Origin of the sequence: Ehrlichia canis str. Jake, assembly GCF_000012565.1 — a bacterium.
GTDB classification, from domain to species: domain Bacteria; phylum Pseudomonadota; class Alphaproteobacteria; order Rickettsiales; family Anaplasmataceae; genus Ehrlichia; species Ehrlichia canis.
The window spans coordinates 1,213,308-1,237,102 of record NC_007354.1 but is presented as its reverse complement, the minus strand read 5'-3'; the positions used below and the strand labels follow the sequence as shown (position 1 = coordinate 1,237,102).

Genomic DNA, 23,795 nt, shown 5'->3' with positions numbered 1-23,795 from the left:
AGTAGTATTTGTTTTAACAGATATACTATTTGTGTATGTATAGAATTGTTAACATAAGTGAAAAATATGGATTTTTCACTTATATATCCTTGCTTGCATAAAGTGGTACGTATTTAGATGTAATACTACTGTTCTTTTGATGCAAATGATCTTTTTAAAGGTTGGGCTTCATCTTCATTATTTTTGGTTAATTCTTTGCCATTGATTACATTTTTGATGTCTTCTCCAGTTAAGGTCTCAAATTCTAGTAAGTTTTTAGCAACTATATGTAATGATTCTAAATGCTCATGTAGAAGACTTTTTGCTCTTTCCAGTGCAGATGTAACTATGGATTTGACTTCTTCATCTATCAAATTTGCTAAGTTATTAGAAATAGTTTCATTTTTTTCATCACTGTGATATAGCGGACCTACTTTGTCGCTCATACCCCACTTCATGACCATTGCTCTTGCTAGATCTGTTGCTTGTTTTATGTCTGATGATGCGCCGCTTGTGACTTTATGATATCCAAAAATTAATTCTTCAGCTGCTCTTCCTCCCATTGCTACTGTTAAGTCTGCAGTCATTTTTTCTCTTGTATGAGATACGCGATCTGACTCTGGTAGCCTCATTACTAACCCTAGACTTCTTCCTCTTGGAATTATTGTTGCTTTATGTATTGGATCCGATGCCACTGTAAAAAATGCAATAACAGCATGTCCTGCTTCATGATAGGCTGTTAATTTTTTTTCTTCTTCTGTCATCATTAATGATTTTCTTTCAGCTCCCATCATAACTTTATCTCTTGCATATTCAAAGTCACTCATTGTGACAATTTTTTTATTAAGTCTTGCTGCTATTAATGCTGCTTCATTTACTAGATTTGCAAGGTCAGCGCCTGAGAATCCTGGTGTGCCACGTGCAATGGTTCTGATGTCTACATCTGGTGCTGTAGGAACTTTTTTAATATGTACGTTAATGATCTTCTCTCTCCCATTAATGTCAGGAATACTAATAGTAACTTGTCTATCAAATCTTCCTGGTCTAAGAAGTGCGGAATCTAATACATCTGGACGGTTAGTTGCAGCAATAATAATTACTCCTTCATTAGATTCAAAACCATCCATTTCGACTAATAGTTGGTTTAATGTTTGTTCTCGTTCATCATTTCCTCCACCTAAACCAATTCCTCTATGTCTTCCTACTGCGTCTATTTCATCAATAAATATGATACATGGTGCATTTTTTTTGCCTTGTTCAAACATATCACGTACACGACTTGCACCGACCCCTACAAACATTTCTACAAAATCTGAACCAGATATACTAAAAAAAGGAACATTTGCTTCACCTGCAATTGCACGTGCTAATAAAGTTTTCCCTGTTCCTGGTGACCCTATTAATAAGCACCCTTTTGGTATTTTACCTCCTAATTTTTGAAACCTTTGTCTATGTTTTAAAAAATCTACTATTTCAATTAGTTCTTCTTTTGCTTCATCAATACCTGCTACATCGTTAAAAGTAACTTTATTACGGTGTTCAGTCATCAGTTTAGCACGTGATTTACTGAAATTTATAGTTCTATTACCTCCTATTTGCATTCGTTTGAGAAATATAAACCATATTATAACAAGTAGGAGCATAGGGAACCAAGATATCAATATGCTCCCTAATATTCCAAATAGTGTATCCTCAGGTAAAAAGGTGAAAGTAACCTGCTTACTGTGTAATGTTTTTATTAAACTGTCATATATTACACCAGTTGTTTGGAATTTAGCACTGTCTTTCAATTTTCCAGTAATATTGTGTTCACTTATGTTAATAGTTTCTATTTCATTGTTATCGATCTTGTTTAAGAATTCTGAGAATGGTAATTTTAGTACGTTTCCATTAATAACTTTATCGTTGAATTGTACATATGCTGCAGCAACTAGAACAATTACTATAATCCAAATTGCTAATCCTTCAATGATTTTTCTCATAGTAAAGGCTCCTTGCTTATAAATTCACTATAAGTTAAATTGATAAGATTTTGTTTTACCAATACCTCTTCAATTCTGATGTATGACTTAGTGTCAATATAGTCATTCTTGTTATTATTTTGTAGGGGGTAAGCAACAATTTTATTTTGATGTTTTAATACAGGTAAACAGCGTACAGCTTCCCTGTTTAATTTTTTAAGATCATCTGGAATATTGCTATCATTTAAGCTACAAATAATGAGACTATTAGCATCGTGATGGGCAATGCTTATTTTAAATCTGTTATCCCATATTATTGATGTATTTGTAGGATAGTTAACAATTAATTCTTTAATAGTTGATACCTCTCTGATAATAGAAATAGTATTATTCTGGTTTTTTACAATTTTACAACTACATAAAGTTTGAGCTGAATTTAATTCATTGTTTTGTATTTTGTAAAATATCTTGTTGATCTTCTTGTATCTTGGCTTATATTTTTGTTGACCAATGGTCATAATAGAATATGTTAAAAGTCTTAATGATATTTCTTCTGGAAGGTTTAAAAATACATCTAATTTAATATTAATATATCCTAAATTTGTGAACTCTAAGCATTCATCTATTGCTTCCCTTACATAATGCAAAATGCAATCTAAAGAGCGTTTTATATGTGTTGATGCAGTATAAAGTCTATTAATTAGTATTTCAGGGTTATCTGTAGTTTCTAACATGTTGCGATACAGAGTTCTTTTATATTTTTTATTGTTATTACTTGGGTCATTTATCCAGGGAATGTTATTTTGACTTGCATATTGTAGCAATTCTGTCCTGCTAACACTTAAAAGTGGTCTGAGTATGCATATTCCGTTTAAATATGTACATTCTTGCATACCAGCTAACCCATCTAATCCACTACCTCTTTCTAACCTGATCATAATAGTCTCTGCTTGATCGTTTTTCTGATGTGCTACCATTAAATAGTTTATTCTATTCTCATTACACCATTGCAATAATAAACCATATCTTATTTGTCTAGCAGAAGATTGTATATTGCTTTCTGGTAATTTTCCATGCCAATTTAATATATGACATTTTAAGTTTAAATTTTGTGAATGTTGAAATACAAATAATGCTTCTTGCTTTGCTTCTTGGCGCAATCCATGATTTACTGTCAAAATTATTGGAGTATTATGATTACGATGTTGTGCTGATAAATGTAACAAAACCATACTATCTATCCCACCAGAAACTGCAACTGCATAGGCACTGTTCAAGTTTTGGACTTTCTTTTGGAACAATAGTTTTAAATCTCTCATTAATTTTACTAATAAAAACAAATGGCGGAAAGAGAGGGATTCGAACCCTCGATACAGGATTACTGCATACACACTTTCCAGGCGTGCGCTTTAGACCACTCAGCCACCTTTCCAGGCTCACATTATTATAGTTGTGAGTTTTTATACAGTCTAGTAGTAAAAATGTTATTGATTTTAAGAAGTGATTTTATTAATGTTTATCTTGTGTGCTCTACAAATTATGTTTTTATTGAAAATATCAAAGATCTTTCTTTAGTCGATATAAGTAATAATATTAAATTTTTTTGCATTATGATGTTTACAGATTATATGTCTGTTGAGTCAAGGGTTTTTCTTTAGTTGATATAAGAGTAATACTAAATTTTTTTGCATTGTGATATTTGTAGATAATGTCTCTACTGAATGCCAAAGATTTTTCTTTAATTGGTATCAATGATAATACTAAACTTTTTTGTATTGAGATATTTACAGATTGTATGTCTATCAAATTTTTTTAGTTGATATAATAATACTACTACAGTTCTTTTGTTATATTGTGATGCTTGTTTTATTAGTTTGAGATACAATTATTTCTTAGTGTATAAGTGGATTTTGCTGTAATGGCTACTAGAAACTTGATCTGTTTGGATTTTCTTGGAGTATGATACTATGTTATATGTAAAAAGGTTATATAGTTAATGTTATAGTGTATCATTACTTCATTTTTATTATCATATTTAGCTTATTAATTTGGTTATAACAAGTAATAAAGCTGCGTAATATGTTTGTTACAATAGATTAAATTTTAAATCTCATTAATTGTGTATTAATAATTCTGTATTACAGTTCAGAAAGAAAATATATATTATTTATAAGACTTACACATTTATAAATGTAGTTGATTTTTGTAATGCATGTTATTGCAGACTCTTGAATTAACAGTATTGCTGATTGTTTGCTAACGTTCTGTTTAAAATTAAAATATATGTCATGTATAAGAGCTTACGTAGCATAATTTTTATTACTGGTGTATTTTCACTAGTTTTTGCGTTCCTTATGATTATTCCAACAATAGTAAATTATTATACTGGCTATGTATGGCAACACTTTTTTTGTTCATGTATTTTTGTAGTATTGTTTGGTTTGGTGTGTATTTTGTTGGGACAGCCATCTAATCTGAAGCAAATGAGTGTTGTTATTGTTACAGTTGTTATATGGATTGTTTTGTCTGCAATATCTGCAATACCATTTGTTTGTGACTCTGATCTACATTATGTAGATGCTTTTTTTGAGGCTGTATCTGGTTTGACTACTACTGGAGCTACAGTATTAACTGATTTACAAAATCAATCTCCAGGGATTTTAATTTGGAGAGCTTTACTGAATGCAATAGGAGGACTAGGAATTATTACAAGTGGTATTTTTCTATTTTCTTACTTAAAAATTTGTAATTTACATGAGTTATACCACTCTGAATCTTCTGATCAGTCTAAGAAGTTTAAATATGGAATTGTTAGATCATCAATGTACATTTTTATTATGTATTGTATGTTAATGACTTCGTGTGCAATACTATATTGGATTTTTGGTATGTCAGGATTTGATGCTATATGTCATGCAATGTCAACTGTATCTACTGGTGGGTTCTCTAGTTATGATGATTCTCTGCAACATTTTAATAATGTGTATATTGAAATTGTAGCAGTAATGTTCATGTTATTGAGTTCTTGTCCTTTTATAGTGTATTTGAAAATTGTTGCAAGACAGTGCTTTTATGATGAACAAGTTGTATTTTTTGCTGTTATTGTTTTTCTTTTTGTAATGATATCTGTAATGAATTGCTATTTTGATGAAATAATGTCAGGTCATTCTTTTTTTGATATTTTAAGGTATTCTGTATTTTCCGTTGTTTCGTTAAGTACTTCTACTGGATTTGTAAATTATGATTATACTAATTGGCATTTTTTCTCAACTTTTGGTATTTTAATGATGCTAATAGGTGGCTGTAGCGGTTCTACTAATAGTGGAATTAAGGTTTATCGGATTGTGTTATTGGGAAAAGCATTGCATGCTTATATAAGTAGTATTGTATATCCAACGCAAATAAGTACTGTCAAATATAATAGAAAACGTGTAGATGAAGATTTCATTCGTAATATAGGATTATTCTTTTCACTATATATTTTTTTGTTATTTATAGGAAGTGCAATTGTTTCTAGTGGTGGAGTAGATTTTATTACTGCCTTTAGTGCAGTGTCTGGAGCTTTTAGTAATACAGGACCTGGTATTGGACATATAGTAGGTCCAAGTGCTAACTATTATAATTTATTACCTTCAGTGAAAGTCTTATTGTCTTTTTTAATGTTAATGGGAAGGTTAGAAATAATACCATTTTTTTCTTGTATGTATTTAATGACAAATGTTCTGTTGAAAAGTAGATAAAATTTATTATATTTGAAGTACATTATATATATTTAAGATATATATGTTGTTGCTTATAAATGTAAAAAAGTGTTAATTTTTTTGAGCTATTAGTTGTAGTAATTAAAATATTTAGTTAGTTTTTACACTAAATATGATATTTATAGGAAATATTACAACTAAATTTTATTTGTATGCTTAAATTTGAAAAAAGCTTGATATTCTTTTGTAAGGATATAACATTAAATATTTAGAGTTAGTAATATTGTAAATTTTAATCATTTGGCATGTATATTGTATGTTACATTCTGCTGTTATCACAGGTTCAGGAAGGGGTATTTTTGCTATTGTAGATCTTGGATCTACGAAAATAGTTTGTTTTATAATTAGAGTCTCTCGTAATAGTAGTCCTGAGGTTATTGGAATAGGATATAAAGCTGCTGAAGGAATCAGTGGTGGTACTATTACTAATATGGAGTCTGCAAGTTATTCTATATTATCTTGTATAGAATCAGCTAAAAAAATGGCACAGGAATCAGTAATAAGTCAAGTTTTTGTTAACATTTCCGGATGTGATATTTGTTCTACAAATGTTGTTAATGAAATTAATGCAGTGATTCATGAAATTTCGGATATTGATATAAGAAATATAATGTTACAGACTTATGATAAGTGTCGTGATGATCAAATTATAATTCATAATATTCCAATAGTATATTCTCTTGATGATTTAAACAATATTACAGAATTAAAAGGATTATATGGAAGTAAGCTGAAAGCTAGTGTACATGTGATTGCTGCTTCTAAGTTTGCATTGTTGAATATAGAAAACTGCATAACTAGTTGTAGTAGTTTGGGTGTTACTGGATGTATAGCAGAACCTTATTCTTCAGGATTATCATGTCTTACTGATGACGAAAAAGAAATTGGTGCAATGATTTTGGATATTGGAGGTAGATACACATCTCTTGGGGTTTTTTATAAAGGCAAATTAATATATGCAGATAGTATACCTTTGGGTGGTATGCATATTACTAATGATATTGCATATGGTTTATGTATTAGTGTTAGGGATGCTGAACGTATAAAAGTGTTGTATGGTGATGCTATGCTAATATCTCCAGATAAGGATGGGATAATAGAAGCTGATGTTGGTGAGGATGAGATTATCTCAGTTGTACGTTCTGACTTAGTAAAAATAATTAAGCCTAGGGTTGAAGAAATTTTTGATATAGTAAACAGTAGAATAGTAAAACAGAAAGATTTAATTAATAGAGTGGTAATTACAGGTGGTTCTAGTCAATTGATTAATATTAAAGAAGTGGCGAGCTATGTATTAAAAAAACAAGTAAGAATTGGTTTGCCATTAGAATTAAAAGGAATAAGTGATGACTATAAGCGTAATCCATCTTTTGCTGCAGCAATAGGTACAGTTTTGCTAGTTTCAAATAGAATACATAATAAAAGAAAACCTATACCTAGAAAAAACAACATATTGAAGAAACTTTTAAACTTGATCCCAGTAAAAGCTTAGTGTAATTTTTTTCTTAAATCACGATCTAGTGTAGAAATAACACCATTATTATCCTGCTTTTGATTATAATTGGACTCTTTAATTAACTCTTGAATAGCACTTGTTGCAACATCAATGGTACTGAGTTTTAATGATTGTGTCATTGCTGATACTTGATGAGATATCTTTTTTATAGCGACATCAAGATGTTTCTCTAAGATATTTTCTATATCCTTTTTATTAGAAGTGATTATGAGATCATATTCTTCATGTGCTTTCTTTAATATCTCTTTAAGAATTTTTTCAGTTTCAAGATTTTGTACAACTACACTATCTAGTAAGTCTTTGGATTGTTTTTGAACTTCAGAAGGTAATGTAACTTCCTGTTTTACTTTATTCAGTCTTGTAGATAAAAACTGATTAATTTTCCTGTACAAAGGACGAAAAACTAATAAAGCCCCGATGCAAAATGCAAGATTAATAATGAAATATGAAGATATCATATTTTCTCCTTGTATAATCTAATAGTGATATCACGTAACTTGTCTTTATCAATATACTCAGTTCCTAACATTTTTTTATAATACAGCAAAGCTATTTCACATGTGAGATCAATTAACTCTTGTTCCACCTGATGTTTTAGGTTATGCATATATTCATCTGCTGTACTAAACATTTTCTTTATTTCTTCATTTAATGCAGTTATTAAATCTGCATTAGTACTCTTTACCTCTTGAAGGGCAGAGCTTATAATCTTATCTGCTTCAGCTTTTACTTCATCTAAACTGAGCAACTGCTTCTTTAATTCGTGCTGTATCAGATTTAAATCGTTTTCAACACAATTAATAGAACCTCTTGTAATATTATACCTTTTTCTTATAACATTTTCAACTTTTGGTAAAATATTCTTGCTAATTACTAAGTACAAAATGCCAAAAGATAAGAAAAACCAAAATAACTGAGACGGGTAAGAGGTTATATCTAATTGTGGTATTATATCCATAATTTACACTAGGCTACAAAAATTAGTAATAGAGCTAAAAGAAAAGAGAATAGACCCATAGCTTCAACTAGTGCAGCACCAGTATAAACATATTTTTTTAGTTTATCTTCGGTTTCAGGATTGCGTGCTAACCCATTTAGCATGGTAGAAAATATATTTGCTACTCCTAGAGCAGAAGCAACCATACCAAAAACGCTTAATCCTACAGCAATGAACTTTAAAGACTCCATATACTCCTACCTTTATAAAAAGTTAAAAGTATTATAAGTTCATCAATATATGAAGTCAATTGATAAAATTTAGTGTTTTTTGACTGTGTAGTGGTAAATATACACAAGTTAGTGCTGTAAGTGTGTGTTTTTGTAATATTGCGAGAATATTTCAAAAGCAGATTAAAATGATGATAGAAGTTATGGGTGAAATGCAAAAATATGTATTCATATTTATTAAATTTGTTATTCATTTAGTGTATTTTATTATCATTTTGTAATAGAAAAATATAATCTTTTGTGGGAGTTTATTTACTAGTCTAGTTAGTGTACACAAGTTGATATTATAAACATGCATGTGTGAGGGTTGTAGCATATTATAAGTAAAGTGGAAATAATGTATTTATTACTTATTAAGTATATTTGTTATAATTTTGTAGTAGCGAATATAATGTTTTGTGTGAATTTATTTACTAGTTATAGTTGTGTATGCAAGTTGATATTGTGAACATGCATGTGTGAGGGTTGTAGCATATTATAAGTAAAGTGGAAATAATGTATTTATTACTTATTAAGTATATTTGTTATCATTTTGTAGTGGCAAATCATATTATTTATGAGGGTTTACGGATTTGGTTTTGTGGGCATACACAAATTTGAATATTAAATTATTTCAAATCTAATGAAAATGGTGATAAAAAACGCAAGTATATAATTGTTATTACTATTAGATGTTGTCATGTTATGCCAGCAGAGCATATTAATTTTTTAGTGTTCTTTAACTGCATCTGATAGGTATACACAAGTTAATACTGTAAATATATATGCTTGTAATATTGCAACGAATATTTCAAACCCAATCAAAATAATGATAAATATCATAGGTAAAGGAGTGAGGAATATATTCATTTTTACTACAAATCCTGCTATTACTTTAATTATAGTGTGTCCTGCTATCATATTAGCAGCAAGACGTATTGATAAGCTTACAGGACGTGCGCAGTATGCAAACAGTTCAATAAATACCATCATTGGAGCTAGCCAACCTGGCGTACCTTGTGGTAATAATATGCGTAAGAAATGAATTCCTTGATGTTTAAATCCTATGATTGTGACGCTAACAAATACTACCATAGATATTGCAAATGTTACTGCAATATGACTGGTAGCAGTAAATCCTAATGGTAAGATCCCTAATAAATTACATGTTGCAATAAACATGAATATTGTAAAAACCAATGGAATATATTGTAATCCTTCTTTCCCTACATTACTTTCTATTGTTGATACAATGAACTCATAGATAAATTCAACAATTGATTGTATTCCATTTGGGATAATACTTTCTTTCTTTAATCCAATATAGCAGAATAGTGCTACAGAAATTGTCGATAGTACCATAAACAATGATGCATTGGTAAAATCTATGTTATACCCGGCAATGTTAGGTAACTTAAATATGGTCAGAATTTTAAATTGATCTAAGGGGCTTGCTGACATTTATGCTCCGTACAAACACAATATTGTTAATAAGAATTATTTAATCATATCAACTGCAAAAAGTTAGTCAATTGGAGTTATGCTGCTGTAAAGAATTATATATGAGTTGGTAAGTTCTGTAGAATTTAGTTGGTGAAATGAAATTATAGTACTGTGTTATACATGATTGGATTTTAAAATAAGTATGAAAGTATGCTACATAGTCTGTATAATGTGTATTTTTTAAAATCAACTGTTTATAATTGATGACTTTATTTTTAATCTTGTGACTTCGTGTTATATGTCACTGTATAGAAACTAATGTTTGTTGATAGAGTTAATTTTATAAAAAAGGTGTAAATCGTAGGTTGATATGTACTTTAGTAAATAAAATGTTTTTTGTGTTACTAGTTTATTAGATAATATGAATAGTTAACACATTCCTTGTTTCTTATTATGTATAATGAATTTTTAAAGCAGGTTTTAATTGATGAAAATTTTTGTGGATTGGAATCAGTAGTTAATACTATAAAGAGTATACATATTGGTAGAGGAATAAGTAATGATTTATGTGATATAGTTAAACAATATGGTAATAATGGTTTTATTGTAACGGATGTCAATATTGCACCTCTATTGAGTAAGGCTGTGTTGAATGGTTTTAAACATTTAATAATACCATATTTAGCTTCTGCTTCTCAGAAACTAGTGGAATTAGTTAAGGAGAAATCACAGGATTCGGATGTTTTAGTATCCTTTGGTAGTGGTACAATTAATGATATTTGTAAATATGTAAGTTATGTAACAAATAAAAGTTATATCTCATTTCCTACTGCTCCTTCTATGAATGGGTATACATCATCTAATGCGTCTATAATACTAAATAATGGGTGTAAACAATCACTACAATCTCATTTACCTAAAGCAATATATTTGGATGTTGATATTATTGTCAATGCTCCAGAAAGATTAATAGTAAGTGGTTTTGCTGATTTTATTTGTAGGTCTACAGCGCAAGCAGATTGGTTGTTATCGCATTTATTGTTAGGAAGTAAATATACTGAATTGCCATTTTTAATCAGTAAAGAAAGTGAAAATGCATTAATTGTTGATTACTTGGGATTAATAAAACGTGATGAATATAGTATTATGGTTTTAATGCAAGCTTTGCTGTTGTCAGGGTTAGGTATGTTTATTGTAGGAAGTAGCCATTCTGCTAGTCAGGGTGAACATATGGTTGCACATACAATAGAACTTTTGCAAAGTAATATGTCTTTCTTTCATGGTGAATTTGTTGGCGTAAGTACTATCACAATGGCATGTTTACAACATAGAATTTTGAAAATAGTACCGAAACTTTATCCTACATTGATAAATGCTCAAAATGTAAAACAGTATTTTCATATACAATATGCTGAGGAATTTTGTGATATACTAGATAAGAAATTTATTAATCAGCAAAGAGCAGATTACTTGAACAACCTGATAAGTGATAAGTGGTCTTTTATTGTTGAAAATATTAAAGAAAGGGTATTATCTGATTTATTAATTAAGGAAATGTTAATTAATATAGGATGTCCTAATAAGCCAGAACATATTGGATGGAACGCTAGTAAATATAGTAAGGTTATAGAGTTTGCATTTGTTACTAGGCAAAGGTTTACATTTCTTGATATCGCACATCATGCTAGGTTACCAATCGTTGAAGATATATAAGTCATCAGTGTATTTTAAGTTTTACTGATGTTATAGTGTTAAATGGGATGCTATTATTTTTTTTAATGGTTTAATATGTTAGCATATCTTTTTCCTGCCATAGTATAGTAAACATATATATAACATAAAAAAGTTTAATACTTACTACAAAAATGGATTTGGATAATGCAATTTTTAAATGTTTTTATATGTTGGTAATTTGTACTGTAATGCTTAGGTACAATATTTATGTTTGGTTATAAAAAAGTTATTGAAAATAGCACTGTGTAAGTTAGTATTTTTAGTGCATGTTATGTATTATTGTAATCTATAATATACACTGCTTAATTATTGATGAGTTATAAGCATAAGATAGTTTTCTTTATATTTAAAAGAAACTGTTTTTTCATATGGTAATCATATCTTTTTCTTCTTATAGTACAATAACGTTTTACAGTATTTAAATAGATTATAATATGTTAACTTGCATTATGTTACTTTTAAATAACTGTATTTAGAGTACTTGTTTAAAATATTTTTAGGTTGTTTATAAAAAGTTTTAGTTTATAATTATGTAACGCTGCTAAAACCTTAGCTTGGTTTAGTTAATGAGTATTAACAGATTTTTCAGTGAGTAAGGTCTGTTTTAACATTTCTTAAGTTTGTTTTGTGTGTATTGACTTCATTTAATTTACTATGTGATAGGTCTGCGTTTTCTAAGTTTGCGTTAGAGAAATCTACATTTTTAAGTTGTGAATTCTTAAAATGAGAAGATTGTAAATCTGCAAAGGAAAAGTTGACATTTTCTAATTTTAAACCTGAAAAGTTTGCATTCTTTAATATAGAATTTGAAAAATTTGAATTGTTTAAGTTAATTTTTCTAAAATCAAAGTTAGAAAAATTGACATCAAATTTTTTATTATTTGTTATAGTGCTTTGTAAAGATTTAAGAGATGTAATTGCTGTGCTAGGAAGTGCTGTTAAAATAAAGTTTTTGTTCTCGATAATTATTGTATTTTCTGTGTCGCAATTATTAGTTAGAAAATTAGTGAGAATATTTTTATAAATGCTTGATCCAGTTATATTTGAATTTTCTATCTTGGCAGATTCTAAATGATTGCTGAAAAAACTAACTTTATGTATTTTGTTATTGTTAAATGTTGAGAAATCAAGATTGGTATGACTAATATTGCTGTTTTCTATTGTTGAATTAGACCATATTGTATTTGCTGCAGTTACTTTATCATATGTACTGTCTTTAATGGTATTATTATCTATAATTGCAGAGGTTAATTTGCTTGAATAAATGCTGGAGTTATGCCATTCTGTGTTTCTTATTGATGTCATTGTAAGATCTGAGTTTAGAAAAACTGTGTTGTTGATAGTTGTATTATTTAGGATAGCATACTTCATATTTGATTTTGTAACATGGGTGTTATTGAATAAAACTTCTTGCATGTCTGATTCTTCCATGATGGAATTGATTAAGTTTGCATTACTTAAATCTGCGTTGGATAATGTAGAATTTTTTAGATTTACACCAACTAGTGTTCCATTACTCATGCATACTTTGTGTAAGTTTGTGTTGTTGAGATTAGTGTAATGCGCATCTACAAGGTGCATGTTTGTATTACTTAGGTCAGCATTCTGGAAATTTGAAAAAGAGATATTTGATACTTCCATATTGCTGTTACTGAAATTACTGCCTGTTACGTCTGATGAATCCAAATTTACTCCATACAAGATTGTATTTGTTAGATTGGAGAATTGGATTTTTGAGTTATGTAGGTTTGCTCCAAAAAAGTTTGAATTTGATAAATTGCAGTCTTGGATTAATATACTTTCACCTTCAACATCATGAAAATTTGTTTTTTCTATTCTAGAATTAAGTATTGAAACTAATGTTAGTTCTGCTTCAGAAAAATTTGCAAATGATCCATCTATTCCTGTCAAAATAGAAAAACGCATGTCTACATCACTAAAATTCGTATTATTGATTTTTGATTGTGTAATTATAGTTTTTTGTAAGTCTGCAGATGTAAAATTTGCAAAATTTAGATTTGAATTTTTTATGTTAGATCTGCTTAAATTAGCATTTATAAATGATGCTCCTTGCATATTAGTGTCTGTGAAAGTAGAACTAGATAAGTTAGCTCTTGTAAAATTTGCATGTAATAAATTAACGTTATTGAATACTGATCCTCGAAGGTCTAAATCACTAAAATCTGCTCCAGATAAATTGTTGCCAAACTCTTTTTTAAAATCTAAAGGTATGCCTTTAGCATGACATTTTATTATGAAACTTACGAAATCTTCTTTGGTAAGTGATGTGCGTTTAACAGTAAAGAAGTTTTCTTGGTTTGTAATGTCACCTTGTTGTTGATTTTGATCTGTTGCATTAGCATAACATATATTGATATTGAAAAATAAAGCACATGTTGTTAGAACTGTAAAAATGTATTTTATGTAATGCTTCATATTATATTTGTATAATCTGATAATATAATCTAGCTGATTATAAGTAATAAGTATCATAAAATTGTTAATGTTAGTTTCTTGATTATATATTTTTTATTGCATATTAGATATTAAAAGTTTGTTCTGTACTTAATTTTTAACATGACATACTTGTGTAACTTTTCTTATGTATCTAGCCTTCAGTATCAAATAATGGATAACACTTAAAATTATATTACTAGTGATAGTTTGTAAGTGATTTTTTGTATTGGATATCTATATTTTGTTATCATATATCATAAAAGTAGATTGATATTTTATAATTCTCATAAGAATGTTTTATTTACAGTATAAATATTATATCTGATATAGTAGCTTACTTGCAGATTGGTAAAGGATAATGATGTCATGTGGTTAAGATTGTTTATAGTTTTTATGCTGCCATTTTCTACAATGGTCTTACTTGGTACATGGCAAATATTTAGATTGAGAGAAAAAACTAATATCATACATGCTATGCAAGATCCACCTTCTAAATTAAAAAGTCATGATATAATAAAACAGAATTATAGACATGTTAGTGTGAATGGGGTTTTTGACAATAATTATCGATTTTTTGTTTTTGCTAAAACATTAGGTTATTACTTGTTGCAACCGTTTCATTTAAGTGATGGTAGATATATATTAGTTAATAAAGGGACAGTATTGAATAAGGAAGATAAGTTTGAGCTTTCTAGTACGAATTTACTTAATATTCAGGGAATTTTATCATGTGATAGTAATAAAAAAATAGGGTGGTTTGTTAAAAATGATGTTGATGCTAATATTTGGTTTTGGTTTGATATAGAGAGTATGATGAAGCAAATTAATATACCTTTAGAGAATTGTATAATATGGTCTGATAATACTTTTGATGGCATAAAACCTAATATTCCGCTGAAAGTTAGAAATGATCATCTTGAGTATATTATTACTTGGTACTTATTAGCTTTGATATGGTTGGTAGGATATATGTATTTATGCTACTATAAATAATCGTTAGGATATTCTATTGTCTTATCTTATCATGTTAAATTTTAATGAATTATTTCATGAGTAATTTTTGTGATAAAAGCTTGCATGTCTAATATGAAAGTTTCTTAATGCAATATAGTAGCTGTGTGCTTTAAAAATATTTGTGTTGTTATGGCTAATCTGTAAGCTAATGTAACTGATAATATGGTATAAGTTTATTAATGATATTTCCTATAATTTCTATAATGTGAAAATTTTCTAGTAATCTGAAAATTTCTTTAATAAAGATAGCTAGTTTTATTGTATATCTATTTATCTATTAGATTTAAAGACTTGTATATTTTACTATAGATAATTTGTACACCTTAGTGTATTTTATGATACTTAATTGATTATTTAATATGTGTAATTTTTTATATAAAAGCTTCAGTGAATAATCTCTGGAGGAGATTTCTTTAATAGAGAGATGACTTTACTTTGTGCTTGTGATTTTGATATACAATAACATACTTATACTGTGACAGATGTAAGCTATGATGAATATAAATTGCTTATATTTCAAATGTAGTTTTTAATATCAAAGCTTGTGTAATATTTTAAAATTTATTTGATAAAGAATAGCTGCAATATGTTTATTAGTTTTTCTACAATAAGGTATCTGTATTGATGCTACTGTAGATTTGTAAGATGGTGTGTTAATAGTGCTAATATTCTGAAAATGTTTAAGTAAAGTGTAAGTACTGATTTACTATTAGTAATTTATTGTACTTCATTAGATTTTTTTTTGCGAATTTGTAGTAATACTATAACTACAAACATACATCCACCAATTATTGCCATGAGGCCACCAAGTGTAAAACAGTGTTTTGCAATCTTTGATGCTGTATCAGGTAAATATGCTACTTTTCGTAGGGCTCCATATCCACCTAACCATTCTAATCCAGTTATATGTAAGAATTGTCCTAAACTGTATACATATACTTGTAGGTTAGTATAAAAGTTGTTTGTGTATCCAAAATTTAGTTTTGGTAAAAGCCAATAGATAAATCCCATGAATGCAATAGTCATACCAACAATGGATCCATGATAATGTGCAGGTATTGTTACATTCCCATGAATAGTCAGTATACCTAGTATACCGCCATAGCTAAATAGTAATGTTGTACATATTAAACTATGATAGTTATGTTTTAGTAATGTTTTTAAATTAAATAATGTTAATATGAAAACAAATACAGGTATTATCCCTCCAAGGATACGCATATGCCATATGAAAAAGTCTATAGCAAATTGGGAATCAGATGGGTGATATATGTATACTATTGGTCCTATAACAGTGGATAAAGTGTTGATTATAAATATAGTATTGATTAAGTTTTTATTAAGTAGTTTATTGTTTGTTCCAAGCATGATTAGGTACACTACTAATAGTGCTTGACTGAATGCCATTTGTAATATATGTCCTCCTCCCCAAAATACATTTTCATAGAACGATATTATGGAAAAGTAATTGTTTTTATGTATTGAGTAATAAGACATTGTGAAACATAGAACAGCACATATGAGTATTATTGAAATACCATGAACTCCCAATGCAACGTCTTGATGGATCTTTAAGTTGTGAGATTTGATTGATAATATTGAATGAAAAAGTATGCTTACAATGAATATTATTAGCCCTGATAAAAAGCATGTATTATTAATAACAGGTACATAATTATTTTTTATTGGTTCTGCATTGGGAAAGAATACAGATAACACCATTAAAAATGTACCAATAAATGCAAGATAGCATAAATATGTAAAGCATTTTGAATACTTGTTGGTAGAAATAATCAAACTTGAGATTATTGAAACAATAGAGGATGCCCATACTAATACTGATAAGTTGACATGTATTACTAGTGATGTATCGAAAACTTTATCTACATTCAGGATGAAAGATTTTGATATAGGAAGTCTAAGCAATATGACGAATATAGATAAAAGTCCAGATATTCCCAAAGCAGAGACACCTAACACCAGCCACTTATGACACAATTTTAAATTATAGGTATTAACATTGAGCATTGATGTAAACAACCTTACTAAAAGCTGAATTATAAATCTACTATTAAAATACTCAAGAATATTTAATCCTATTCTAGATATTAATTAATATTAAATTTAATAAAGCAGCACTAGTACATTATTTAATATAAAGTGCATGGATGAAGATAACTCATAGAATACAACTAGTATTTGTTATTTAGATACTGTATATTTGATGTTATATACTCAGGCAATGTATAACTTTAATATAAATATTGAAGTTATTGAGATTATCATTATTATAGGGTGGGATATAAGATATTATGCATTATGGTTGATGATTTTAGAAGAACTTTGCCTAATTTGTTAACTATATTGAGAGTATTTGCAATTCCTGCAATAGTGTGTAGCTTTTATATTGGTGATAATAATTCAAATTATATAGCATTTATTATCTTTATTTTTGCATGTGTCACAGATTTTTTTGATGGTTACTTGGCACGTATATGGAAAACACAATCTAAATTTGGGAAGTTATTTGATCCAATTGCAGATAAGCTAATTGTTGCTGCAACTGTAATTATGTTAATTTACATTGGTAAAATCACAGGTATAACTATTATTCCTGTGGTAATAATAATTTGTAGAGAAATTTTAATTTCTGGGCTAAGAGAATTTTTGATTTCTATGAATGTTGAACTACCTGTGATTAAGTTAGGAAAAATAAAAACATTTATACAAATGGCTGCTATTGCTATGTTAATGTTAAATGATAGTTTAATATTGTATATTGGTGAGGTGATACTATATTTTGCAGCTGCATTGACTATATATTCTGCATATCTTTATGTCTGTATTGCAATAAAGTACATATGTTTGCAAAAATAATAGTTTTGTTTTGAGAATTCATCTCATGATTAAAATGACAAATAGTTTTTATGTACTGTGTCACAGAAAATTATTATGCATTAGTGCAGTAATACTATAGAGCTGATAAGAATGTGTACTATATGTCTTTAATTTTATGTTATCTTTAGAAACATATATTTTTCTATATATGTAAGAGAGTGCTTGTAGTCATTAATAACAAACAGTTTCCATATATAAATCTAATAATTTGTGTACTAAAAAGTGATGCTATGGAGCATTTGATTCAGAAGAATATGTTATATATGGTTTAATTCTATGTTGTTCTTAAAAACATATATTTTACTGTATATATAGAAAGTGCTTGTAGTCATTAATAACAAACAGTTTCCGTATACAAATAATAATTTGTGTACTAAAAGTGATACTATGGAACATTTGATTCAGAAGAATATGTTATATATGGTTTAATTCTATGTTGTTCTTAAAAAAATATATTTTACTGTATATATAGAAAAGTGCTTGTAATCATTCAATAAAAATAGTTTTCATGAACTGTACAACATTATACATTGGTATGCTTAACAGTTGTATGGTAAGAATATGCTGTGTGTATTTGTATTATGATAGAATATTTGCAAAATTAGCATATATAGGAGAAATTACTCCTAGTGTATTTTAGTAATAAATAATTTTTTATGGGCTATTTTAGAGAAATATAATTTATATGGTGAATAATACTGTATTTAACAGTTGCATGATTAATATGCATTTACTTATTTTTTATATATTACTAAGTGCATGTATTTCCAAAATAATTTATGGATATTTATATTGAAAAAAATAACTGCTAGTAATTGCAGTAATGAACAGCTGCTACTGTGTAAATGTCGAGATTGTGACAAAGCTAATGTAAGTTATACTGTAAAGCCTCTATATTATCTTACTAGCATCATAAATATTAAATAGCAAGTTATTGATCAATGATAAAAATTTCTAATATTAGTAAAGAACATAGCAATTTTTTGGTTGTTTGCTTCTTCTATTACTTCTTTATCTTTTAAAGACCCTCCGGGTTGTATTATTGCACTGATGTTTACGGATGCACTTAGTAATATACTGTCTGTAAATGGAAAGAATGCATCAGATGCTAAAACTGCTCCTGTACAATCTTGTGCTTTTTTTATTGCAATTTCAAGACTGTCAACACGACTCATTTGACCAGCCCCAACTCCTATTGTGCGATGATCTTTTGCGATAACAATTGCATTGGATTTTACATGTTTACATACTTTCCATGCAAAAAGTAAGTTAGAAATAGTATCATCTGATACTGGAAAATTTGTGACTTGTATTAGGTCTTTTGCTGATAATTGATTTGTATTACTTTCTTGTAATAAAAACCCATCACTTACATTTTTAATTGTATATTTTGGCGAATTATATTGTGTAGATAATATGACTCGCACATTTTTCTTTTTTTGTATGATTTCTAATGCTTTGTCTGTAATAGATGTACCAACTATTACTTCAATGAAAATTTTGTTGATTTCCTCTGCTATGTCTTCATTAATTTCTCTGTTAAGTGCAACAATTCCACCAAAACTACTTTTTGTATCACAGGAAAAAGCATTGTTATAAGCACTTGTAATGTTATCAGCAATTGCTGTTCCACAAGGATTACTATGTTTTATGATTGTTGCTGCTGGTTGTGTAAATTCTGATACTATGTTTATTGCAGATTCTATATCTACTATGTTATTATAACTTAATTCTTTTCCATGTAGTTGTTCTAGCGGATATTTGTTTTTTGCACTACTATAAAATGCACCTTGCTGATGTGGATTCTCACCGCATCTCAATGTTTGTACTTTATTGCCATGTATAATGAATGTTTTTGGCAAAGTATCATTGCTATCTTTATTCATCCAATTGTATATATTGCTATCGTAAGATGAAGTTATCGCGAATGCCTTTTTTGCTAGATGTTTCCTATATGTTAAAGTTGTAGTATTTTGGTTGTTAGTCATTTCTGCTTTTAATGTTTCATAGTCATTGATGTCTGATACTACTGTTACATTATGAAAGTTTTTTGCTGCAGCTCTTAATAGTGTTATCCCTCCTATATCTATCTTTTCTATTATCTCACTTTCAGTTGAAGTTTTGAGACTTGCTACTTGAAAAAATGGATATAAATTTACTATAACTAAGTCTATGTCATATATTCCTAAATTTGAACATTCTGTAGCGTGATTATTTCTGTTACTTAATATTCCACCATGAATTTTTGGATGCAAAGTTTTTACTCTACCGCCCATTATTTCTGGGAAATTTGTGTAATCAGATACTTCTGTCACTTGCAGCTCTGCACCTAGTAAAGTTTGATAAGTACTACTTGTTGCAATGATTTCTACTTTTTGTGCAATAAGAAACTTTGCAAGTTCTATAATATTTGTTTTATTATATACAGATATAATTGCTCTTTTGACTTTCATATTTTTCTGTAATTGACATCTACTAAAATAAATTACGCTTCATTTTGTTTAATCATTGCTAAAATCTGTGCTTCAGCAACCAATGTATTTTCTACTTGTGCGTGACATTGGAATTTACATGTATTATTCCTTTTATGCGTCACATTTACTTCAATGATTAATGTATCTCCTGGAATGACAGGTTTACGAAATTTCGCAAGCTCTATTGACATAAAATATACTGAATAATCCTGTGTATTCTGCCCTTGGTCATTACTTATAACACATATCATACATGCTTGTGCCATAGCTTCTACAATAAGTACGCCAGGCATAATGGGATTACCAGGAAAGTGACCAATAAAAAAAGGTTCATTGAAAGTCACATTTTTTACTGCTATTGTGGATTCATTAGGCGTACATGCAATTACTTTATCAATCAGTAAAAAAGGATACGAATGCGGTATCATTTTAATGATTTCTTGAATATTGAATTGCATATGAACTCCCTAATTAATATATCACTTCTTGATTTCTATATTTGGTAATTCTTTATTCAATCTTTCTAGTACTTCATTGGAAAAATCTATGCCATCAGTAGCATAAAATACTTGATTCTTTTTTATTAAAAATAAGATTAAGTTGATATTTTTTTCTTTTGCTATTTTGGTTGATATATTTTTGATTTTGTTATAAACCATTTCCATGGCATTCATGTACATGTTTTCTAGTTCTGCTCCTTTTACAGAGATATCTTGTTGTAAATTTGATACTTTTGTTTTAAAATCTGCAACTTTCTTTTCAAAAGCTTCAGAGCTTAAAATAGTTTTTTGTTTGCTTAATTCTTCTTCAGCTTTATGCAATTCTTCTTCTCTTGCAGCAAAATCTTGCTGTAGTGCTGCACGTTTATCATCTAATTGTGCCCTGATACTTTTTACTGATAATGCTTCTGATATTATTATATCGCGATCAATAAAAGCTACAGGAATATTTTGATCATTTTTTGCTAAAGCGTAATTGCTTAGTGTAGTGGCTAATATGAAAATAATTAAAAATAATTTTAATCGCATAGGATACCTCGTTTACTGCATTGAAAACCTTATCATATCTGTAACATCATAATCTTCTTTCCTGATAGGGAAGCCGAAATCTAACCTCATTGGTCCGAATGGAGAACGCCATGAAAAACCAAAACCAGCAGAGATCCTTAGTGATTTGTTTTCATAATATTCTTTATCTGTATAGTCGAGACCGAATAGGGTTGCTGCATCAATAAACAAAGAGCCTTTAATCCCTAAGTCATCTGGTAACCCTATAGGGAAATCAACTTGATTTATCATACTAAAATAAAACTTTCCGCCTAATGCATCTAAAGTCTTTTTATCTCTTGGTCCGATCCCTGATACATGAAACCCTCTAATTTCATTACTACCTATTATGAAACGTTGATTTATTTTTACTTGTTCATCACTTTTATATGAGAAGACATATCCCATAGAGGTTTTAATACTTAGTAGGATATCATTGCTAATTTTTGGGAAAAGTTCTCTACTATAATTAAATGAACCTTCCGTTTTAATATAGTGTAGTGTACCACCTAACCCAGAGAAATTTTGGCGAAGTTTAATAAAGTATCCGTCTCTAATTTTGGATAAATTGTCAAACTTGCGGAATTGCAAAGCATAACCTATAGATGAATCAATGCTTTTACCCCCTTGTTCTTTAATTAAATCAGATGCGGTATCTTTAATATTAAATATATTGACGTGCTTATAAGCATAATTTAATGAGAGACCTAGGTCATCTGTTATATCATGTGATGTGTGTAGCATAAAGCCAGCATTACTACTACTGAAAGCACTGTCTGAATTGCCTATCAATTTAGTAGTGCTATAGTTTTTTCCTCCTGGCTTATTTTGGTGTGCATAGAATAAACCAAAACCTACAGCTGAATCAGTATCTAAAAAGTTTGGCATTACAAGGTCAACACTGCTTGATAAAGAAGAAGTGGATTTTTCTGCTTGTAGGGATAATACTTTCCCAGTACCAAATAAATTCCTTTCTTGTATATTTATTTTGCCTACAAGTCCAGTTACGCTGGAAAACCCTGCAGATACAGCAAATGTCCCAGTACCTCTTTCTTTAACTTGAAATGTCAAGTCAACTAAGCTGTCGTTTATCTTATGGTTTTCTACATTGACAGATTCAAAAAAGCCTGATCCTAGTATATTTTTATAAGATCTATTAATAACACTTGCATTATATATATCACCTTCAGAAATATTTAACTTCTGTCTAATTACTTGATCCAGAGTAGTCTTGTTATTAGTAATATTTATCTTATTAATATAAACTTTGTTTCCTGTGTATATTATGTAGTCTATGTCAACTGTATCATTTTTTATGTTATATTCATGTTTGACATCTGAAAAGAAGTTGCCATTATTACTTAAATGTTGTGTTATTTTCTCTATAGAATTATTAATGACTTCTCTGTTGAAGATATCTCCACTTTTTGACATTACAAGTTTCTGAATTTCTTCCTTTAATTGTTGATGATTAGTGACTTGTTTGTCTATAATGATGTTACTATTCCCAAACTTGTATCTTATTCCCTCTTCAACAGAAAAAATTAAGTTGATGTTATGATCATCTCTTAATTCTGGTACTACTGACTTAACTTTAAAATCTATAAAACCTTTGGATGTATAAAAATTATATAAACCTGCTTGATCAAGCATTAATCTTTCAGAAGCAAATTTTGTATTACTACTGAATATTTTATAAATATAATGTTCACTTGACTGAATAGCTTTTTTTAATATAGCATCTGAGAAAAACTTATTACCAATAAATTTGATATTTTTTATTCTTGATGTTGGCCCTTCGTTTATTTTAATGATGACATCTATTTTGTTATTTTCGAGTTCTTTTACTTCATAAGCTATTTTTGCACCTAACTTACCCTTACTTTGATAGAGCATTAATAAGTTTGATATATCTTGTTGCAGTTTTGATTTTGTAAACACTGCTAATTTTTTTAACTTTAAGATGTCATTTTGCAAGTCTTTCTTGTTAAATTCTTTGTTACCATGGAAAATAATGTTATTAACAACAGGATTTTCCTTAACATTAATTACTAAGTAATTATCTTTGTTAACGTGTACATCAATGTGTGAAAATAATTGTGTTGAGTGTAAGTTTTTAATAATTTGGTCAATAGTCTCTTGTGTAACGTTATCTTCTAGGTTGATTTTTGAATAAAAATAGATAGTTTTATAATCTAGCCTATGGTTACCATTAATTTGTACTTGCTTAACCTTAGTATTTAAAGCTTCTGCATAAGCAAAAGAAGAAGAAAATAATATTAAAATAATGACAATGTATTTCATAA

General features: G+C 28.7%; 17 protein-coding genes and 1 tRNA gene. 5 read left to right on the top strand and 13 right to left on the bottom strand.

Annotated elements, in window-relative coordinates; all coding sequences use genetic code 11:
• Positions 1-125: 125 nt before the first annotated feature.
• The 3 genes from ftsH to ECAJ_RS04505 all read right to left on the bottom strand — a co-directional run bounded on the left by ftsH (position 126) and on the right by ECAJ_RS04505 (position 3,372).
• Positions 126-1,961: an ATP-dependent zinc metalloprotease FtsH gene (gene ftsH, locus ECAJ_RS04515; protein WP_011304986.1), complete on the bottom strand. Its 1,836-nt coding sequence runs from the start codon at positions 1,959-1,961 to the stop codon at positions 126-128.
• The gene (gene tilS / locus ECAJ_RS04510; RefSeq protein ID WP_011304985.1) at positions 1,958-3,259 is read right to left on the bottom strand and encodes a tRNA lysidine(34) synthetase TilS; all 1,302 of its coding nucleotides are present in this window, start codon (positions 3,257-3,259) and stop codon (positions 1,958-1,960) included. The genes ftsH and tilS overlap by 4 nt, the downstream gene beginning before the upstream one ends.
• A 22-nt stretch (positions 3,260-3,281) precedes the next feature.
• Positions 3,282-3,372, bottom strand: a tRNA-Ser gene (locus tag ECAJ_RS04505).
• Between the two features lie 856 nt (positions 3,373-4,228).
• Here ECAJ_RS04505 and ECAJ_RS04500 point away from each other — a divergent pair.
• Together ECAJ_RS04500 and ftsA are read left to right on the top strand one after the other, a co-directional pair.
• Positions 4,229-5,680, top strand: coding sequence for a TrkH family potassium uptake protein (locus tag ECAJ_RS04500; RefSeq protein ID WP_011304984.1), 1,452 nt, complete (start codon positions 4,229-4,231; stop codon positions 5,678-5,680).
• 277 nt (positions 5,681-5,957) lie between these two features.
• Positions 5,958-7,193, top strand: coding sequence for a cell division protein FtsA (gene ftsA / locus ECAJ_RS04495; RefSeq protein WP_011304983.1), 1,236 nt, complete (start codon positions 5,958-5,960; stop codon positions 7,191-7,193).
• On the opposite strand, the gene ECAJ_RS04490 is transcribed toward ftsA, so the two are convergent.
• The 4 genes from ECAJ_RS04490 to ECAJ_RS04475 all read right to left on the bottom strand — a co-directional run bounded on the left by ECAJ_RS04490 (position 7,190) and on the right by ECAJ_RS04475 (position 9,884).
• Positions 7,190-7,675 carry an ATP synthase subunit B gene (locus ECAJ_RS04490; RefSeq protein WP_011304982.1) on the bottom strand — a complete coding sequence of 162 codons (486 nt, stop codon included), beginning with the start codon at positions 7,673-7,675 and terminating at the stop codon, positions 7,190-7,192. The genes ftsA and ECAJ_RS04490 overlap by 4 nt on opposite strands.
• On the bottom strand, positions 7,672-8,175 hold the full coding sequence (locus tag ECAJ_RS04485) for an ATP synthase subunit B (RefSeq protein WP_011304981.1): 504 nt from the start codon (positions 8,173-8,175) through the stop codon (positions 7,672-7,674). Before ECAJ_RS04485 ends, ECAJ_RS04490 begins: the two co-directional genes overlap by 4 nt.
• 8 nt (positions 8,176-8,183) lie before the next feature.
• Positions 8,184-8,405, bottom strand: coding sequence for a F0F1 ATP synthase subunit C (locus tag ECAJ_RS04480; protein WP_006011614.1), 222 nt, complete (start codon positions 8,403-8,405; stop codon positions 8,184-8,186).
• Between the two features lie 747 nt (positions 8,406-9,152).
• Entirely contained in the window at positions 9,153-9,884 is a 732-nt protein-coding gene (locus tag ECAJ_RS04475) for a F0F1 ATP synthase subunit A (protein WP_011304980.1), read from the bottom strand.
• Between the two features lie 435 nt (positions 9,885-10,319).
• Between ECAJ_RS04475 and ECAJ_RS04470 the strand changes: the two genes are divergently transcribed.
• Positions 10,320-11,579 carry an iron-containing alcohol dehydrogenase gene (locus tag ECAJ_RS04470; protein ID WP_011304979.1) on the top strand — a complete coding sequence of 420 codons (1,260 nt, stop codon included), beginning with the start codon at positions 10,320-10,322 and terminating at the stop codon, positions 11,577-11,579.
• A 606-nt stretch (positions 11,580-12,185) separates the two neighbouring features.
• Here ECAJ_RS04470 and ECAJ_RS04465 read toward each other — a convergent pair.
• Positions 12,186-14,036, bottom strand: a complete 1,851-nt coding sequence (locus ECAJ_RS04465) for a pentapeptide repeat-containing protein (RefSeq protein WP_044262072.1) — start codon at positions 14,034-14,036, stop codon at positions 12,186-12,188.
• 387 nt (positions 14,037-14,423) lie between these two features.
• Here ECAJ_RS04465 and ECAJ_RS04460 point away from each other — a divergent pair, with 387 nt between their 5' ends.
• Positions 14,424-15,050, top strand: coding sequence for an SURF1 family protein (locus ECAJ_RS04460; RefSeq protein ID WP_011304977.1), 627 nt, complete (start codon positions 14,424-14,426; stop codon positions 15,048-15,050).
• A gap of 738 nt (positions 15,051-15,788) precedes the next feature.
• Here the strand turns inward: ECAJ_RS04460 and ECAJ_RS04455 are convergent.
• Positions 15,789-17,051, bottom strand: coding sequence for a cbb3-type cytochrome c oxidase subunit I (locus tag ECAJ_RS04455; protein WP_231243037.1), 1,263 nt, complete (start codon positions 17,049-17,051; stop codon positions 15,789-15,791).
• Positions 17,052-17,390: 339 nt separating this feature from the next.
• Here ECAJ_RS04455 and pgsA point away from each other — a divergent pair, with 339 nt between their 5' ends.
• Positions 17,391-17,948, top strand: coding sequence for a CDP-diacylglycerol--glycerol-3-phosphate 3-phosphatidyltransferase (gene pgsA / locus ECAJ_RS04450; protein ID WP_011304975.1), 558 nt, complete (start codon positions 17,391-17,393; stop codon positions 17,946-17,948).
• 959 nt (positions 17,949-18,907) lie between these two features.
• Here the strand turns inward: pgsA and purH are convergent.
• The 4 genes from purH to bamA are packed head-to-tail and all read right to left on the bottom strand — an operon-like array spanning position 18,908 to position 23,793.
• On the bottom strand, positions 18,908-20,422 hold the full coding sequence (gene purH, locus ECAJ_RS04445) for a bifunctional phosphoribosylaminoimidazolecarboxamide formyltransferase/IMP cyclohydrolase (protein ID WP_011304974.1): 1,515 nt from the start codon (positions 20,420-20,422) through the stop codon (positions 18,908-18,910).
• Between the two features lie 32 nt (positions 20,423-20,454).
• Positions 20,455-20,901 carry a 3-hydroxyacyl-ACP dehydratase FabZ gene (fabZ, locus tag ECAJ_RS04440; protein WP_011304973.1) on the bottom strand — a complete coding sequence of 149 codons (447 nt, stop codon included), beginning with the start codon at positions 20,899-20,901 and terminating at the stop codon, positions 20,455-20,457.
• Positions 20,902-20,922: 21 nt separating this feature from the next.
• A complete protein-coding gene (locus tag ECAJ_RS04435) occupies positions 20,923-21,471 on the bottom strand; it encodes an OmpH family outer membrane protein (protein ID WP_011304972.1) in 549 nt (182 codons plus the stop codon).
• 12 nt (positions 21,472-21,483) lie between these two features.
• Complete coding sequence (gene bamA / locus ECAJ_RS04430; protein WP_011304971.1) at positions 21,484-23,793, bottom strand: outer membrane protein assembly factor BamA; 2,310 nt, start codon at positions 23,791-23,793, stop codon at positions 21,484-21,486.
• Between the last annotated feature and the right edge of the window lie 2 nt (positions 23,794-23,795).

Bases quoted from the DNA above. Each gene is read 5' to 3' on its own strand.
- ftsH (WP_011304986.1), bottom strand. From the start codon at position 1,961: ATGAGAAAAATCATTGAAGGATTAGCAATTTGGATTATAGTAATTGTT.
- tilS (WP_011304985.1), bottom strand. From the start codon at position 3,259: ATGAGAGATTTAAAACTATTGTTCCAAAAGAAAGTCCAAAACTTGAAC.
- ECAJ_RS04500 (WP_011304984.1), top strand. From the start codon at position 4,229: ATGTATAAGAGCTTACGTAGCATAATTTTTATTACTGGTGTATTTTCA.
- ftsA (WP_011304983.1), top strand. From the start codon at position 5,958: ATGTTACATTCTGCTGTTATCACAGGTTCAGGAAGGGGTATTTTTGCT.
- ECAJ_RS04490 (WP_011304982.1), bottom strand. From the start codon at position 7,675: ATGATATCTTCATATTTCATTATTAATCTTGCATTTTGCATCGGGGCT.
- ECAJ_RS04485 (WP_011304981.1), bottom strand. From the start codon at position 8,175: ATGGATATAATACCACAATTAGATATAACCTCTTACCCGTCTCAGTTA.
- ECAJ_RS04480 (WP_006011614.1), bottom strand. From the start codon at position 8,405: ATGGAGTCTTTAAAGTTCATTGCTGTAGGATTAAGCGTTTTTGGTATG.
- ECAJ_RS04475 (WP_011304980.1), bottom strand. From the start codon at position 9,884: ATGTCAGCAAGCCCCTTAGATCAATTTAAAATTCTGACCATATTTAAG.
- ECAJ_RS04470 (WP_011304979.1), top strand. From the start codon at position 10,320: ATGTATAATGAATTTTTAAAGCAGGTTTTAATTGATGAAAATTTTTGT.
- ECAJ_RS04465 (WP_044262072.1), bottom strand. From the start codon at position 14,036: ATGAAGCATTACATAAAATACATTTTTACAGTTCTAACAACATGTGCT.
- ECAJ_RS04460 (WP_011304977.1), top strand. From the start codon at position 14,424: ATGTGGTTAAGATTGTTTATAGTTTTTATGCTGCCATTTTCTACAATG.
- pgsA (WP_011304975.1), top strand. From the start codon at position 17,391: ATGGTTGATGATTTTAGAAGAACTTTGCCTAATTTGTTAACTATATTG.
- purH (WP_011304974.1), bottom strand. From the start codon at position 20,422: ATGAAAGTCAAAAGAGCAATTATATCTGTATATAATAAAACAAATATT.
- fabZ (WP_011304973.1), bottom strand. From the start codon at position 20,901: ATGCAATTCAATATTCAAGAAATCATTAAAATGATACCGCATTCGTAT.
- ECAJ_RS04435 (WP_011304972.1), bottom strand. From the start codon at position 21,471: ATGCGATTAAAATTATTTTTAATTATTTTCATATTAGCCACTACACTA.
- bamA (WP_011304971.1), bottom strand. From the start codon at position 23,793: ATGAAATACATTGTCATTATTTTAATATTATTTTCTTCTTCTTTTGCT.